Annotated in this window: 13 protein-coding genes and 1 pseudogene; 2 read left to right on the top strand and 12 right to left on the bottom strand. The window is 71.3% G+C overall.

Features of this window, described 5'->3' with window-relative positions:
- Positions 1-109 precede the first annotated feature (109 nt).
- Together IH00_RS37095 and IH00_RS0107270 are read right to left on the bottom strand one after the other, a co-directional pair.
- Entirely contained in the window at positions 110-310 is a 201-nt protein-coding gene (locus tag IH00_RS37095) for a hypothetical protein (RefSeq protein WP_234334793.1), read from the bottom strand.
- Positions 311-517: 207 nt separating this feature from the next.
- Positions 518-1006 (bottom strand): MarR family transcriptional regulator, encoded by a 489-nt coding sequence (locus IH00_RS0107270; protein ID WP_031070828.1) that lies wholly within the window; start codon positions 1004-1006, stop codon positions 518-520.
- A gap of 94 nt (positions 1007-1100) precedes the next feature.
- Here IH00_RS0107270 and IH00_RS0107275 point away from each other — a divergent pair, with 94 nt between their 5' ends.
- Positions 1101-1478, top strand: a complete 378-nt coding sequence (locus tag IH00_RS0107275) for an HGxxPAAW family protein (RefSeq protein WP_031070830.1) — start codon at positions 1101-1103, stop codon at positions 1476-1478.
- 117 nt (positions 1479-1595) lie between these two features.
- Here the strand turns inward: IH00_RS0107275 and IH00_RS0107280 are convergent, their stop codons facing one another.
- Complete coding sequence (locus IH00_RS0107280) at positions 1596-2810, bottom strand: PQQ-binding-like beta-propeller repeat protein (RefSeq protein WP_031070832.1); 1215 nt, start codon at positions 2808-2810, stop codon at positions 1596-1598.
- Between the two features lie 247 nt (positions 2811-3057).
- On the opposite strand from IH00_RS0107280, the pseudogene IH00_RS39970 reads away from it, so the two are divergent.
- Positions 3058-3261 (top strand): annotated as a pseudogene (locus IH00_RS39970) (helix-turn-helix domain-containing protein); the annotation flags it as partial.
- A 240-nt stretch (positions 3262-3501) separates the two neighbouring features.
- Here the strand turns inward: IH00_RS39970 and IH00_RS0107285 are convergent.
- From IH00_RS0107285 to IH00_RS0107325, 9 genes are all read right to left on the bottom strand, one after another.
- Entirely contained in the window at positions 3502-3798 is a 297-nt protein-coding gene (locus IH00_RS0107285; protein ID WP_031070834.1) for a hypothetical protein, read from the bottom strand.
- A gap of 247 nt (positions 3799-4045) precedes the next feature.
- Positions 4046-4642, bottom strand: a complete 597-nt coding sequence (locus tag IH00_RS0107290; protein ID WP_031070837.1) for a GNAT family N-acetyltransferase — start codon at positions 4640-4642, stop codon at positions 4046-4048.
- A 13-nt stretch (positions 4643-4655) separates the two neighbouring features.
- On the bottom strand, positions 4656-6416 hold the full coding sequence (locus tag IH00_RS0107295) for an ABC transporter ATP-binding protein (protein ID WP_031070839.1): 1761 nt from the start codon (positions 6414-6416) through the stop codon (positions 4656-4658).
- Complete coding sequence (locus IH00_RS0107300; protein ID WP_158827719.1) at positions 6413-7393, bottom strand: thiopeptide-type bacteriocin biosynthesis protein; 981 nt, start codon at positions 7391-7393, stop codon at positions 6413-6415. The genes IH00_RS0107295 and IH00_RS0107300 overlap by 4 nt, the downstream gene beginning before the upstream one ends.
- A gap of 17 nt (positions 7394-7410) precedes the next feature.
- Positions 7411-8784, bottom strand: a complete 1374-nt coding sequence (locus IH00_RS0107305) for a lanthionine synthetase C family protein (protein WP_052411234.1) — start codon at positions 8782-8784, stop codon at positions 7411-7413.
- Entirely contained in the window at positions 8781-11939 is a 3159-nt protein-coding gene (locus IH00_RS0107310; RefSeq protein ID WP_078887607.1) for a lantibiotic dehydratase, read from the bottom strand. Before IH00_RS0107310 ends, IH00_RS0107305 begins: the two co-directional genes overlap by 4 nt.
- Positions 11940-12053: 114 nt before the next feature.
- Positions 12054-12260: a hypothetical protein gene (locus IH00_RS0107315; protein WP_158827723.1), complete on the bottom strand. Its 207-nt coding sequence runs from the start codon at positions 12258-12260 to the stop codon at positions 12054-12056.
- 764 nt (positions 12261-13024) lie between these two features.
- Positions 13025-13711, bottom strand: coding sequence for an HAD family hydrolase (locus IH00_RS0107320; protein WP_031070849.1), 687 nt, complete (start codon positions 13709-13711; stop codon positions 13025-13027).
- A 41-nt stretch (positions 13712-13752) separates the two neighbouring features.
- Positions 13753-14706, bottom strand: a complete 954-nt coding sequence (locus IH00_RS0107325; protein WP_031070851.1) for an AraC family transcriptional regulator — start codon at positions 14704-14706, stop codon at positions 13753-13755.
- Positions 14707-14770 lie beyond the last annotated feature (64 nt).

The following is a 14770-nucleotide window of genomic DNA, read 5'->3' on the forward strand; positions in this document are numbered from 1 at the left end:
ACCGCGGCGACCATCTCGCTGCGGCGATCAGCTCCCTTCCCTCCGGCCCGGGCAGGCCTGAGGAGGACGCTCTCCGACACCGGGTTGCCGATCCTCACGTCCTGCGCCTTCAGTCGAGCAGATGACCGATGCCGCCGTGGCCATCGGTTCCGTTCCAGATCACAGCCCCCACCCAGAAGGGGAACCAGAACACCGGCTCCGGCAGGAGCGGGGCAGCGACGATCCACGCGACGGGCAGGACGGCGAATACCAGACAGCAGCACCCGCCGCCCCTGCCGGCAGCGGGCGACTCGCGTGGACTCATGGGCATGCCGCAAACGTAGGCAGCGCCCGCGGCGCGAGACATGAGTATCCGTACTCACGCGCCCGTACGCAGGCCGTGCGCCCGCCGGGATGCCCCGCGCCTGGGGGCGGCACTGCGACTCGTCCCGGCACGCCGGCCGGCGCGGCGGGCCGTCGCGGCTGACCGTCGCGGTGTGGGCGTGGGCGGGGCCCGTCACGCCTCGGCCGTCGGCGGTCAGGTCGTTCCGTGGCTGCGGACCTCCTCCAAGGAGGCACGCATGATGTCGGTCGCGCGAGTGAACCAGTCGGACAGCACCGCGATCTCCTGGGGAGAGTAATCGGCGAACAGCTCCGCGATCCGGCGATGGTTGCCTTCGTAGACCTCGTACACCCGGGCCGCCGCGGACACGTCGGCGACCACATGCACGCGTCTGCGGTCGCCGGGGTCGCTCCGGCGGCGGGCGTATCCCGCACGTTCGAGCCGGTTGATGACTCCGGTGATCGCCCCGGTCGTCAGCTTCGCCCGCTGGGCGAGCTCACCGGCGCTGATGGTCTCCTGCGCTCCCTGCGCCTCCAGGATGAAACCGAGGCAGGTGAGGTCGGTGACGTTCAGCCCCAGCCTCTGCGCCACGTCGTGCTGGGCGACGATGCCCAGCGCGATGAGGTGATCCATCTGGGCATGAGCCTGTTCCGCCGTGGCGGGGGGCCGCACCTTGCCGTCCACCGAATATTCCCTTAGTCTCTAAGTAACTTAGCTCGCGAGATAAACTTCTCTTCCGACATGGGGAGCCTATCTCTCGCCACCCGAAAGGCATGCCATGAGCGCACACGGAGACGTCGATCTGGGCCACACCGTGGCGGGCTGGACCGGCACGGCGATCGGTCTCACCGGACTCGGCGTCATGGGACTGGCCGTCATCGCCGTGTCCCTCCCCCTGGCACTGCTCGGCTCGGGGATCCTCGCTGCCGCCGCCGCCGTGACGTGGGTGCTCCACCTCCTCGGCTGGGGCAAGCCGAGCGGAGTGCGTCCGCCCGAGGAGTGGTCCTGGAAGGTACGCGACCGGGCGGCGAGGCACGGCCACCGGGACTGCCTCGGCTGCCGCATGGCGGGCAGGCGCCCCACGGCGGCCGCCGCGCCCGCCCCGGTGGAACTCCCCGAGCCCGTCACGGCGGTAGCCGCTGCGGCCACACGATGAGCCCTCGGTACGGCGCGGTCGCAGGCGGCCATCCTGACCGACGACGGTGTCCGGCAACGGCAAGGCCGTTGCCGGACACCGTCGTGACGGCCGGTCACTCCGGTTGCGGGAGCGCGGTCAGGCCCTTCCGAAGCCGATGAGCACGCCGCCTTCCGCCTGCGCGAACAGGCGCCCTTGCGCGGTGGCGACACCGGGGACGGTCCAGCCCCGCCAGTCGGCCTCCGGAGTCACGTTCTCCATGGGGTGCGGCTCGGGCCACAGCCGGTGCGACCACACCCTTGCCCCGGTGCGCTCATCGAGGACCACCAGCTCACCGTTGCCGTCCTGCACGTACACGTACCCGCCCGCCACCAGACGGACGGTGGCCACCTGGCGCGGGCTGCTCCAGCTCCACACGGCCTGGTACGTGCCGGTGCTGACGGCCTTCACGACTCCGCGGTACGTCACGTAGACCCGGCCCGGGCCGAACGCCGGAGTGGCGTCGGCGGGGAAGGAGCGCAGGGCGGCGCCGCTCTTCCGGTCGTAGGCGACCACCTTCTCGTCGTCGGACCAGCTGTTGCGCAGCCACAGGGCGCCGGCCCCCAGCACGGCCGGATTGCCGCCCGGCCCGGAGATGTTCGGGGCCTCGAAACGGCGCAGTTCCCTACCGGTGGCCCGGTCGAGCAGGTGGTAGGCGATGTTGTCGAAGCCGATCCACACACCGGCGTCGTCGACGGAGACCGTCGACCAGCCGTTCTCGGCGAGCGGTGCCGTCCACAGGCGTCGCCCGTCCGCCGCCCCCAGGGCCACCGCCAGCCCCCGCCCGTCCTGGGTGTAGAGGACGCCTTCGTACCAGGTCGGAGGGTACTGGCAGGAGGCGGATCCCGATCCGAGCCGGACGGTCCACTTCTGCGTGCCGGTGGCCGGATCCCACGCGGCGACAGTGCCGCTGAGGGTCTGTGTGTAGAGCAGTCCACCGCCGTAGCTCACGGTGGCTCCGGGTTCGCCCGTCAGGAACCGTTGCGGCCACAGATCCTTGCCGGTGGCAGCGTCGAGTCCGGCAAGCTGCATGCGCGGACCGCCCTCGTCCCCCTGATCGGCGTTGACCACGACGAAGACGTGACGGCCGACGGCCACGGGAGCGGAGACCGCGGACCCCAGATCGCGGGACCACGACTTCTTGTAGGGCGGGGCGGCCGTGGCGCCGGCGACCCAGCTGTCGTTCCGGGCGTTGGCACGGTACCCCAGCGTGGCGTCGACGGGCTCCGTGGTCGTCACCGCCACGGGTCCGGCGCCCGCGGCAGCGGTCCGCGGAGCGGCGTCGACCGCCAGCAGCGCCACGGCCGCCGCCATGACACAACCGGCTCTTCTCCAGGCGTGCCGCACTGTTCTGTTCACTGTGCCCCCCAAGGCGAGACCCGCGCACCGGCGGGTACGGGAAGGACCGGTGTCCCGGCCGCCCTCTCCGTTACCCCCGCTTCCGTCCCTGATCCGTCCGGATCCGGCCAACTGGTCGCGCCGGTCCGGGAGGGGCAGGTACGGGCATGAGGCCGGAGGTACGCATCCCTACGGCATGAGTCCGGCCCGCGCCCCGGCTTAGCAGACCGGAACGACGCCGTTGCAATGGCTGCACCGGGCGCGGGTGCGACGGGCGCAGTACCTGCTGGAGACGACGTCCTCTTCGGTGGAGCGGATCGCCGGACAGTGCGGATTCGGCTCGCCGACGGCGTTCCGGGAACGCTTCCGACGAGTGGTGGGGACGAGCCCGCAGGGCTACCGGAGGGCGTTCCGTCAGGGGGCGTAGCCGGCCGGGCCGGAAAAACGGCTTCGCTCCCGGTCGTTCGTGGAACGCAGGGATGCGGTGGGGGTCTCGGGGGTTCGGCCGAGGCACCGCCGGGCGCGCGCTGACGACGGCCACGTCATCCACGCGGTCGGCGGCACCGGGGTGACTTCCTCAGTGCCCGGCGCGGCCGCGTGCCCGGGACGGCCCGGCACACCCGGCACGGCCCGGCACGGCGGCCGGGGTGAGCGTGCGGCACGCAGGTCAGCGAGTGTCGCCGCAGTAGTAGTAGCGGCAGCTCACACCCGGCCCCGGTGCGCGCGGTTCGCCCTGCCGCGGTTCGTACACCGACCGGCCGCCGGGGAACTGCCCGAGCTCGGTGGGCAAGGCCGCGCCGTCGCCGACTTCCTCCGGCCGCCAGCCCGTGATGTCCAGCAGCAGCCCGTCCAGCGGCCCGCCGATCAGCACTGCGTACGTGTGGTGCGGCAACGGGCCGGGGTCGGGGTCGTCGTGGTCCCGGCCGTAGACCCGGCCGCGCAGCAGTTGCTCATCTCCGTTCATGCCGACCAGCCTGGCAGCCACCACTGACAACACAGGGTGCGTCAGGCTGGGGTGCTCCCGCGGCCGGAGGCGGCAGGCGTGGGTGAGGTGCCGCAGCAGGCGCGCCGGAGGACGGCACGGCGGCCGCCCGACCCCCGCTCGGCGCAACGCACACACCGTGCCGGGCGCGGGCAACCGCCGTCACCGCTGTCACCGCGGCGCTCGCAGCGTGCCGCCCGGCCCCGATGGCACCGGAGGGGGCCGGCACTCAAACGAGGGTCTCGTGCTCGCCGACATAGGGCATGGACGGTTCCAGGCCGAGGTCCTGGGGCAGGAGGGACGCCATCCACGCGTCGCGCCGCACGCCGTCCTGGATGATGCGCGAGCGCAGGGTTCCCTCGTGGGTGAAGCCGACCTTGACGGCACAGGCCAGCGACCCCCTGTTCGCCACCTCTCCGACGCTCTCGATGCGGTCGAGCCTCAACTCGGTGAAGGCCCACCCTGCGATGGCGCGGATCGCCTCGGCGGTGTACCCCTTGCCCCGGTGGGCCGCGAGGGTCCAGCAACCCAGCGACGCCATGCGCTCGGATCGGCCCACCCAGCTGAGTCCGAAAATACCCATGGGACCCACGAGTTCCCCGGAGTCGCGGACCCGCACCCCGAAAAGGTAGTTGGTGTCCTCGCGCCAGCCCTCGGGGCAGAAGTGGTGGATGAAGTGCGCGGCCTGCTCCCGCGTACCGGGACTCGGCACGTTGGTCCAACGCCGTATCAGCGGGTCCTTCCACGCCTCGACGAACGCGTCGACGTCGGAGTCGAGCAGCATTCCTATGTCGAGACGGTCGGTGACGATGTGCGCGGGCTCCATCGCAGTGCTCCCTTCAAGATCCGGCTGTCAGGTCGTGTGCCACCAGGCGTGCGTATCTGCCGTCCGCCGCCATGAGTTCCTCGTGGGTGCCCCGCTCGGTGATCCGCCCCTGGTGCAGCACCACGATGAGGTCGGCGTCCCGGACGGTGGACAGGCGGTGCGCGATGCTGATGCGGGTCCGGCCCGCGAGGGCCTCGGAGAGCGCCGCCTGTACCTCGTGCTCCGTGCGCGTGTCCAGCGCGCTCGTGGCTTCGTCGAGGACGAGCACGGCCGGGTCGCGCAGCAGTGTCCGGGCGAGTGCGAGCCGCTGCCGCTCACCCCCCGAGAAGCGGTAGCCGCGCTCACCGAGGACCGTGTCGTAACCGTCCGGCAGTCGCACGATGGTGTCGTGCACCTGAGCGGTCCTCGTGGCGCGCAGAATGTCGTCGACGGTGGCGTCGTTCTTCGCGAAGCGGAGGTTCTCCCGGATCGACGCATGGAAGAAGTGGGATTCCTGCGACACCACGCCCACGGTCCGGGCCAGTGACGCGAAGGACACGTCGCGCACGTCCACGCCGTCGATCAGGACGCGGCCCCCGGACGCGTCGTACAGCCTCGGCAGCAGGTAGCCCAGTGTCGTCTTCCCCGACCCCGTCTCCCCCACGACCGCCACATGCGTGCCCGCCGGCACGTTCAAATCCACGTCCCGGAGGGCCGGTCCGGTCCCTGCCCCGTCGTAGGCGAACGTGACCTGCTCGAACCGGACGTGTCCGCGGGGTGCTTCCAGCACGACCGGCACGGGCGCCTCCGCGATGTCGGGCTCGAGGTCGAGGTAGGCGAGAACCCGCTCGAACAGCCCCAGCGACGCCTGCACCTGGACCCCGGTGGTGAGGAGCCCGACGGCCGGCCAGAGGAGGGCCTGTTGAAGGGCGACGAACGCGACCAGTGTGCCGAGGGACGCGGTGCCGCCGCCCAGCACCACCCCGGCCACCCAGTACAACAGGGCGGGTACGGAGGCCATGACCATGCCGATCAGCGAGAGCCGCCACCGGCCCGCCACCGCCGTGCTCACCTCGGCCTCCGCCAGGCCGGCCGACGCACCGCGGAACCTGTCCGTCAGAGTGGGGGCGGCCCCCATGGTGCGGCTGAGGAGGATCCCGCCGACCGAGAGGGAGTCGCCGATCATTCCCGCCATGGCGGCCAGTCGGCGTTGCTTCTCGCGCGTCATGTCGAGGCGCTCCTTGCCCACGTGGTCGCTGATCCACGCGAAGAGCGCGAGCATGGGCAGGCACACCGCCGCCAGGCGCCAGTCCAGCACCAGCATGGACGTGGAGATCGCCAGCACGCTGGTGAGGTGGGAGACCAGAGAGGTGGCTGCCGTGGTCACCGTGGACTGCGTACCGCCCACGTCGTTCAGGATCCGGGACTGCGTCTCTCCGGAGGAGTGGTCGGTGAAGAACCGCAAGGACATGCCCTGCAGCCGCGCGTGGACGCCGGTCCTCAGGTCGTGCATCACCCCCTGTCCCATCCTGGTCGAGATCAGGGTCTGCCAGGCGTCGAGGGCATTGGTGACGACGGCCACGGCGACCATGCCGAGCGCCAGTACGGTCAGCAGCCCCGGACGCTGCTGCGGCAGCGCCACGTCCAGGATGCCCTTGAGCAGGAACGGCCAGGTGATCGACACCAGCGCGTCCATGACGAGGAGGAGGACGAGCAGCCACAGACTCCGGCGGTAGGGCGCGAACAGGCCCGCGATCCGGCGCCACGGCCGGTCGGGCCGGGCCGCCACGGTCATCGCCCGCCCCCCGCCGGCGCGCTCAGGGCCTCGGCGATCGCCGTCTGCCAGGACATCGGCAGACCGGCCCGGTTCCAGTGGAACACGATGAGGAACGCGGCTGCCTCCCGCGGACCCACCACGGCCTTCCGAGTGCCGAAGTACTCCTCGCGCCAGCGTGCGCAGGACGCGGCCACCGCGGTCCGGTACCCCTCGATCCGCGCGAGGGTCCGGTCGTCCACGAGCCGTGTCGGCCCGCCGGGCCCGGACCACGCGTCGCGCAGGCCGTCCGCGATCCGCGGCCAGTCGTCCGGCACGGTGGGGCCGAACGTGCGGCCGGCCCGCCGGCGCAGCACCTCCCAGACATGGCCGTCCTCCCAGCCCACGATGCCCAGGGCGTCGAACAGGACCCGGATCAGCAGCAGCGACACGGCCCATGCCGGAGCCTGCTCGTGCGGCGAGCCGTGGTGACGTGCCCAGTACAGCGAGTCCGCCGTGAAGATGCGGTGGACGAACTCCATGGAGCTCTCGCCTCCGAAGAGATGCGACTCGGGCTCGTAGAAGGCGCGGCTCCAGCTCTCGACGTGGCCCTGCCGGCACAGGCGGTCCCAGTCCGCCACGGTGACCTCGTCCAGTTCGTCCTCCCGGCCGGACACGCACCGGAAGCGCACGCGCAGGACCGGTCCTTTGCGTACGAAGAAGAAGTCCTCGGCGGACTCCGCGTCCAAGTGGTCGACGGCGAGCCGGGCAAGCCGGGCGAACACCTCGCCGATGGCGGCCGGACGCGTCAGCAGCCGGTACTCCAGCCAGGGCACCGTGTCGGGTGCGCAGGCCGCCGCACGGCCGGCGTCGAGGAATCGCCGCGCGACCCGTGTGAACTCCGTGCTCTCGTCCGCCGTGTCGGTTTCCAGCAGGTCGGCGACACGGCGCAGGAAGGCGGGCAGCCCGCCGGCCGGCATCCGTGGACCGGGAAGCAGAAGGCCGGGAAGCTCGTCCATGATCACGTCTCTTTCCCTCATACCACCATCAGGGCCGCTTCCCACGGGACCCGTGGCTCCGGGCCCGCGTACGTGTCCAGCGCCAGGGCGATGCCCGCAGCGCCCTCCAGGAGACCGGGGTAGTCCCCGCCGGCGGCCGATCCGCGTACGGGAACGACGTAGCCGAACGGCCGCTCGGGATCGAACGCGCTGAGGAGCATCTCCACGAGCGTGTCGCGCACCGGTACGACCAGCTCCGCCAGCGGCCCGTCGGCGAAGAAGCGCAACATGGTCAACATGCCTGCCGTTCCATGGCACAGGCCCTGGTCCCGGAGACGCCACTCCTCGATCGGGGCGCGCACCACGGCGCGTACCGAGTCCTCGGCGAGTTCCGTCCAGCCCGGCTCGCCGAAGGCGTCACCGGCCAGTTGGACGGCCCGCGAGACTCCCGGTGCGGCGTAGCACCACGCCGCGCGCCGGGAGGCCGGTACCGGTGTGCCCCGCAGCCACTGCTCCCGCGAGACGTAGTCCGCCCAGCCGACTCCGTAGGCATCGGTGTACGCGGCGCGGCGCAGTCGGGAAACGATGGCGGACGCCGCCCGGTGCTGGCCCTGCACGCGCACCCCCTCACGGAAGGCCACGGACAGCAGGGCGAGCGGGCCGGCGATGCCGTGCGCGAGCCCGAGGTTCAGGTGCCCGTGCTCCTCGACATCGGGTGTGACGCGGGCGGTGAGCGAGGGCGGGCCGTCGCACCACAGGCCCGGCAGAGGGCCGGAGGGCGCCGACACGGTACCGGCCATGCGCACGAGCGTGGCCAGCACTTCTTCGAGCGGGGCGCGCAAGGTGTCGCCGCGCAGGAGCATGTAGCGGCCCATGCCAGCCAGCCCTTCGATGGCGTCGTACCGCGCCATGCCGCCGATCGGCCGCTGCTCGATGTCCCGGCACAGACGTGCGGCGTGCTGCGCCACGGTCCGGTCGAGGGACGCCAGGGCGCCGGTGTAGCCACCGGTGACCCGGTGCGCCATCTCCATGCCGAAGGCGAGGCCGGTGATCTCGCCGACGATGCCGTAACTCGGGCGGCGTGACCGGCCGAGCAGGTCGGTGGCCCGGCTCAGGTGGCGGTGTGCCGCGACGGCGAAGCCGGGGTGCCGGTTCGACCTGGTGATGCACAGCACGGCGAGACCCGCATGGCCCCGTCCCAGGGAAACCGGTCCCCAGGCGAGTGGTTCCGACGCGGGTGCGCCGGGCACACCCGCCAGGGCCGCCACCTCGACCGGGTCGAGGAGGCGCTCGGTGAGGAGGTCGGACAGCTGCCCCGCGCGGTCCCGGTGGCGCGGAGGGGGAGTCGTCGTCCCGGGCGGGTGGGTCGCCGTCCCGGGCAGGGGGGTCGTCGTCTCGGGCAGGGGGGTCATCGGGATCCCTTCGTTCCGCGGCCGTCCGCGAGGTGGGCCCGAGCGACGTGGCCCAGGAGCATGCCCGCCTTGCGTTCGGCGGCCATGTCTCCACCCACCAGGCGGTTGTGCTGCATGTGGAGGAGCGACAGCACGGCCAGGTCCCGGCGGCGGGTGCCGGCGGCGCCGTCGCGCAGGGCCTGGAGCCGGTCGCCGAGCCGGGCCACGGTCCCGGACCCCTGCCATGTCTCGTGCAGTCGGCGCAGCCCCAGCGCCCGTTCCAGACGGGCCGCCGTCTCGCCGGGCCGGACCAGGCGCATGGCCTCGTGCACGTCCTGACGTGTGACCGTGCCGTCGTTGCTCCGCGGGAACGCGGTCGCGGCCCAGCGCAGCCAGTCCCAGGAGCCCAGCGACTCCAGCAGCAGCGCGTGGTTGGCGACGACGAGCTGTGCCCGGGGCACGGCGCACTTGCCGGTGCCGACCAGGGTGAGTTGTGCCAGGGCCAGCTGGCTGTCGAGACAGAAGACCGGTTCGGCGGCGGCGAGCGCCTCGGGTCCTCCGTAGCGGGCGACCTCCGGTTCGTACGCCGCCAGCGCGAACTGGCGGATCAGGCCGTCCTTGCGCAACCGTTCCAGGTGTGCGCACAGCCGGTTGCGCACGTCTTCGGCCGACTGCGGGGAGGTGGGCAGCAGCCGCAGGCGGACCTGCGGTTCGGGGGCGTAGTACCGGCTGAAGAACCACTGGTCGAGGTCGGGAGCGATCTCGCGTATCAGCACGCCGAGGGCGCCGATGAGCTGGTCGTGCGTCTCGGGGGTCGCCGGCATTTGGGCGTACGACCAGTCGCTTCCCGGCGAGTGCATGGGGACGGCGCTGATCACGGGTGTGCTGTGGCGGTAGGCGGACCGGTGCGTGTCGTGGGTGCCGCGCTTGCCCACGAGCGGTACGACCACCTCGTTGGCCCGGCCGCCGGACCATCCGTACGATCCGAGATCACGCGGGCTCTCCGTCACGGTGACCGACCCGTTGCCGAGGTCGCGGCGGAACATCTCCCGCTGGAGGCCGTCGGTCAGGTCGAGTTCGTACACCTGGTCCGCCCGGGCGACGCAGACGCGGTCCGGGACCTGGTACTCCCGGCGCCAGCGGTCGAGCGCGGTGTTCCATCCGGTGCGGGCCGCGGCGTTCTCGCGGAGTCCGGGTCCGGGATTCCAGGTGAGCGGGGAGAGGATCACCCGCCCCATGCGCACCCTCGGCAGCCAGGGGGAAGCGCCGTACCCGGCCCAGTCCCACAGCTGGAGCTTCTTCGTGCGTCCGGTGTGCCGCAGGTCGTTGAGGAGGCGGGCGACGTTGGGAGCCTGGTCCTCCAGGTTCAGCTTGTGCGGGAGCACAGGGTGCACTTCCCGGCCCGTCTGCGCGCACACCAGCCGCAACCGCTCCTCGTCGGCGACCACGAGCAGTTCGCGCCAGTCGAGGGACGTGGCGCCGGTGGTACGGGGGAAACGCCCGATGGCGATCTCGCAGGGCGCGAGGAGCGGGACCTGGGCGACGTTGAGGCTCCGGGCGGACCGGGTGCGGAAGGCGAGCTGCGCGGTGATGCCGTCCCTGTCACCGCCACCGTCACCGCCGGCCCGGGCGTGCGCCATGAGCCGGCCGACACCCTCCTCGATGCCCGCGAGGCCGGCGAAGCGGCCCATCGACGCGCCCGGGGTCGCCGACCCGAGCATGGGAGAGACCAGGAGCCGGAAGTCGCCGCTGTCCAGGTCCTCGACGGAGTCGGACAGCAGTTGCAGGCAGAGCTCCAGCGACGGCGGCGGCTCGGCGGGGCCGGTGGTCAGACGGCCGACGGCTTCCTCGTCGAGGACGATCTCGCGGTCCGGGCGGAGCATGCCCTTCTGGACGAGGTCGGCGACCACGGCTTGCCGGTACGGGTCGGCCGCGTTCTCGACGGTCCCGGCCTGGATCAGCAGGCGGCCGTTGCGCGCGACGCGCGGGTTCTTGTAGCCGGCGGGGAACCCCAGGCCGCTGTGCGGGTCGACGAGTTCGGGCAGCCGGGCGGCGCCTCCCTCTCCGTAACGCTCCACGAAGGCCTCGTAATAGGCGCGCATCTCCGGGTGGACGCGGCCCTCCGGTGACATCCTCCACAGCGCGGTGGCGCACTTCTCCACTTCGCGCAGGACGGTCCGTGGCAGTGTGACGTCCGCTCCCACGCGCAGATCGACCTGGGCGACGGGATGGGCGCTCTCACCGATCCGGCGGGCGGCCGCGACCGCCCGGCGCCATTGCTCCGCCCCGGAGCCCAGCGGCTCGTCGATGTACCTGGTGAGGGCCTCCCGGACCTCGGCGAGGGCGGCGCGTTCCTCCGGAACCGCGGTGAGGAGGCCGAGCGTGCGGTCGAGGAGGGCCTCGTCCATGGCCCGGGCCGAGAGTTCGGTCAGGAGGACCTCGCACCGGACGAGGCTCAGCAACAGGTCGTCGAGGGTGCTCACCGCCACCTGGGGGAACTCGGTACCGGCCGCTTCCAGCAGCGCCGTGTACGTCACGGGGCGTCGGGCAGCGTCCAGGATCCATCGCAGCACCCGGGTGTGACGCAGCGACACCTCCTGGCCCGCGTGTCCGGCGCGGGCGCTGTCCGTCCGGGCGGACGCGGTGACGTACGGCAGGACGAGCCGCTCCCCTCTGATGGTGCACAGGTCGTTGGCGACCACCTCCAGCCGGTGGCGGATGGCCGGGACCTCGAGCCAGCGCGTGACCATGTCGGCGAACCAGCCCGCGTCCGGCCGCGCGGCCTTACGGTCGTGCGAGGACCAGGTGACACGGGCTCGGGAGCCCACCTCGACGGGCGCCACCCCTGCCTGCAGGCCGAAGGGTGTCGGCCGGCCGGCGCTCCGCAGTGCGTAGCGCGTGAGGGACATGGCTGTGCTCAACAGCCGTTTTCGCGGAACTGTGGCGCCGCTTCCGATTTTCTCCGCCGTGGACATCAGGGATTCGCTGGATATGTGCACCGCTTCACACAGATCGGCACGGCGCAGCATGTCCCGAATTGCGGAGACAAGTTCCTCGTCACCGGGAATTTCCGGCCCGAAGCACGGTGGGGAATCGCGCGTTTCTTCGTTTCGTGGCCGGGCCGCCAACCGCAGAAGGAGAGGGCTGGTGGCTTCGAATTCATGGTCTGTCGTCATTGCCCGCGTTCCCCGCTGTGAAGTCTCTTTCCGTACTGGCCGCCAGGGCCTCCGCCCGCCCGCGGAGATGCGGGCGGGCGGAGGCGGAGTGCCGGCGGTGCCGGCCGACCGAGCTCAGGAACAGCAGATGGGGCCCATCATCTGGTTCACCGCGTAGTGGCCGGAGGTGAGCACCGGGCCCTCCGGGCAGGTGACGTTGGTGAAGCCGGCTTCCGGGGCCAGCGGGCCGTTCAGGTCACCGGTGACGGCGAGCTGGATCTCCAGGTCGAAGTCCGAGAGGTCCGCGGTCGCGGCGTCGTCGAGCAGCATGGCAGCAGTCATGAGTGAACTCCATGGTCGAAGTGCGGCGGAAATCCGTTTTCCCGTCGCTTGCAAAATCAAGCTAGGTCGCTTCCCCGGCACCGTCAACTGTAATTTCCTCTCGCCTTTCGAACCCGAAAAGGGCATGCCGAAGTGCCGTATTCAATAAAGCCTGAACACGGTCAGAAGTGTTGACGATCTCAGTACGCGATTCCATGCCGCTCGCGCGGTGGCACGCCCTACGAGCCTCCGGTGCCGCGCGGTCCGGCCGGCCGTGGCTCTGCCGTCACTGTCCTCCCCTTGGTCGTTCCCGCGCCCCTGACGGCCGCCCTGCCGGATCGTCCTGGTCAGGAACGCACCCAGGTGGGTGGCCGACCGCCGACGCCCCGGCTAATGCGTGCCGGTGGGTGGCGGTGTGGCGGAGTTGGTTTTCCCACCTTGCCGCCCACCCGGATCACTGAGCGGTCCCGATCACCTGCAAGATCAAGCATTGCGAGAAGCAGCAGGGCGAACGAATGGGTACAAACCGGGATGACAGCGCATGCCCAGCTGGGCTTGCTGCACTTGGGCGCGGGGCCGGGCCGATGGAGGTGGCGTCGGGCGGAGCGCGGCCCAGCGGTTCGCGCGATCCCCCAAGTCGCCAGGGACGGGACGGAGTCCTGCCGTGCTGCGCCCGTTGTGCTGGTACCACGTGGGCCCGGAGAGCAGCATGGGGCGCGGGCTCGGCACGGCGAACGGGGCCGTCCGGAACGGCTCCTACGCCGTGATCACAGCAGCCCGGCAGATCACTCGGCCGCGGCCGTTCCCTGCGACCCGTGAGGACAGGGTCCGGACACGAAGGCAAGGACGTCGCGGACCGCTTCGCGCAGGCTGCCGAAATGACGATGCACGCCCTCCACCGCCACGGGGGTGTTGACACTCCACACCGTCATCCCGGCACGCAGCCCGGACTCCACCCCCGAAGGAGCGTCCTCGATGACCAGACAGTCCTCCGGTTCGGCGCCAAGTCGCGCGGCTGCCTGCAGATACGGCACAGGCGACGGTTTGCCTTCCTCCACGGCGGCCGCATCCACGAGGACGTCCGGGACCGGCAGGCCGGTCCGTGCGAAGCGTCCACGCACCCGGTGCTCATAGTTCGACGTCACCAGTGCCCAGGACCCGGGCCGCAGAGCCCTGAGCAGCTCCGAGGCGCCATCGAAGGCCGTATAGGCGCCGGAGCGGACGTCCTCGTCCTCCAGCCCGTGCAGTGCCGCTAGGCATTGTTGCGGGTCCCGGTCCGGAGCGACCTGCGCGAAGGTCTCCATCGGCCTCGTCCGCAGCGCGACCCGGTGGACCTCGTCGGGGTCCAGTCCGTAACGCTCTGCCCAGGTGCGCCATACCAGGCGCTGATTGTCCACGGCGTCGATCAAGGTGCCATCGACATCGAACAGGACATACCTCGTCGCACCGGACCGGCCGGTTTCACTGATCACACTTCGATCATGTCATTGCGCCCGAGCAGGCAGTCCGCCGGTCAGGAGGGGGGCAGTTCATCGCGACCGACTCGGCGGAAGGTTCCCGGGGCCGTGCCGAATTCCCGCTTGAAGGCGTGCGCGAAGGCGTATTCGGACGTGTAACCGACCTGGTGCGCGACCGAAGCGATCGGTGCGTCGGTCGTGCGCAGAAGACGTGCGGCGGAGCTCAGGCGCCACCACGTGAGGTAGGCGATCGGGGACTGGCCGACGTAGGCCGTGAAGCGCGCCGCGAAGGCGGTACGCGACAGCCCCGCGGTCTCGGCGAGTTCGCGCACGCTCCAGGGACGGCGGGGATCGCGGTGCATACGGTCCAGCGCGGTGCCGATGGCCGGGTCCTTGAGCGCGGCACACCACCCACCGGACGCCTCAGGACACTGCGCCTCCAGCCATACCCTCAGGGCGTAGACGAGCAGGAGGTCGAGCAGAGCCGGCAGGGCGGCGTCCGCGCCGGGACGGTCCTCGATGGTGTCTGCGCTCAGCAGGTCGACCACCGCACGGAGTTCGCTGTGCCGACCGGGCTCCGACGGGAGGTGGATCACATCGGGAAGGCCTCGCAGAAACGGATGCACCGTCCCGGATCCGAGCCGGTAGGCGCCGCACAACAGGATCGTGTCGTCAGCGGCCGGCGGCCGGCCCGCGTGGGTGTGGTGGCTGACTCCGCCGACCGGGCCGTCCCCCTCCGGTGAGAGCGGGGGAAGTCCTTCCAGAGGGCGGTCCGGTGTGTCGCTCATGCCATGAGTGCTGCCGTTCGGCAGGAACACCACGTCTCCGGCGGACATGCGGACGGGACGCCCCTCAGCCGGTAACAGCCAGCATGCGCCCTTGAGCACGACGTGGAATCCGGCCCCGGGGTACGGGCCGTATCGGTTGCCCCACCGGCCGCTGCAGCGGGAGCGGGTGAGTTTGGCCCGGCCGGCCTTCATCGTCGCGACCACGTCGCTGAACACGTCCATACCAGACGGTACCCCGCATCCGAAGTCCCGGACGTACGCGCATGAATCGCGGCGTTTGACGTAT

Source organism: Streptomyces sp. NRRL S-118, from assembly GCF_000716335.1.
GTDB lineage: Bacteria > Actinomycetota > Actinomycetes > Streptomycetales > Streptomycetaceae > Streptomyces.

Bases quoted from the DNA above. Each gene is read 5' to 3' on its own strand.
- IH00_RS0107300 (WP_158827719.1), bottom strand. From the start codon at position 7,393: ATGGACGAGCTTCCCGGCCTTCTGCTTCCCGGTCCACGGATGCCGGCC.
- IH00_RS0107275 (WP_031070830.1), top strand. From the start codon at position 1,101: ATGAGCGCACACGGAGACGTCGATCTGGGCCACACCGTGGCGGGCTGG.
- IH00_RS0107325 (WP_031070851.1), bottom strand. From the start codon at position 14,706: ATGGACGTGTTCAGCGACGTGGTCGCGACGATGAAGGCCGGCCGGGCC.
- IH00_RS0107280 (WP_031070832.1), bottom strand. From the start codon at position 2,810: ATGGCGGCGGCCGTGGCGCTGCTGGCGGTCGACGCCGCTCCGCGGACC.
- IH00_RS0107305 (WP_052411234.1), bottom strand. From the start codon at position 8,784: ATGACCCCCCTGCCCGAGACGACGACCCCCCTGCCCGGGACGGCGACC.
- IH00_RS37095 (WP_234334793.1), bottom strand. From the start codon at position 310: ATGCCCATGAGTCCACGCGAGTCGCCCGCTGCCGGCAGGGGCGGCGGG.
- IH00_RS0107315 (WP_158827723.1), bottom strand. From the start codon at position 12,260: ATGACTGCTGCCATGCTGCTCGACGACGCCGCGACCGCGGACCTCTCG.
- IH00_RS0107285 (WP_031070834.1), bottom strand. From the start codon at position 3,798: ATGAACGGAGATGAGCAACTGCTGCGCGGCCGGGTCTACGGCCGGGAC.
- IH00_RS0107295 (WP_031070839.1), bottom strand. From the start codon at position 6,416: ATGACCGTGGCGGCCCGGCCCGACCGGCCGTGGCGCCGGATCGCGGGC.
- IH00_RS0107310 (WP_078887607.1), bottom strand. From the start codon at position 11,939: ATGACGACAGACCATGAATTCGAAGCCACCAGCCCTCTCCTTCTGCGG.
- IH00_RS0107290 (WP_031070837.1), bottom strand. From the start codon at position 4,642: ATGGAGCCCGCGCACATCGTCACCGACCGTCTCGACATAGGAATGCTG.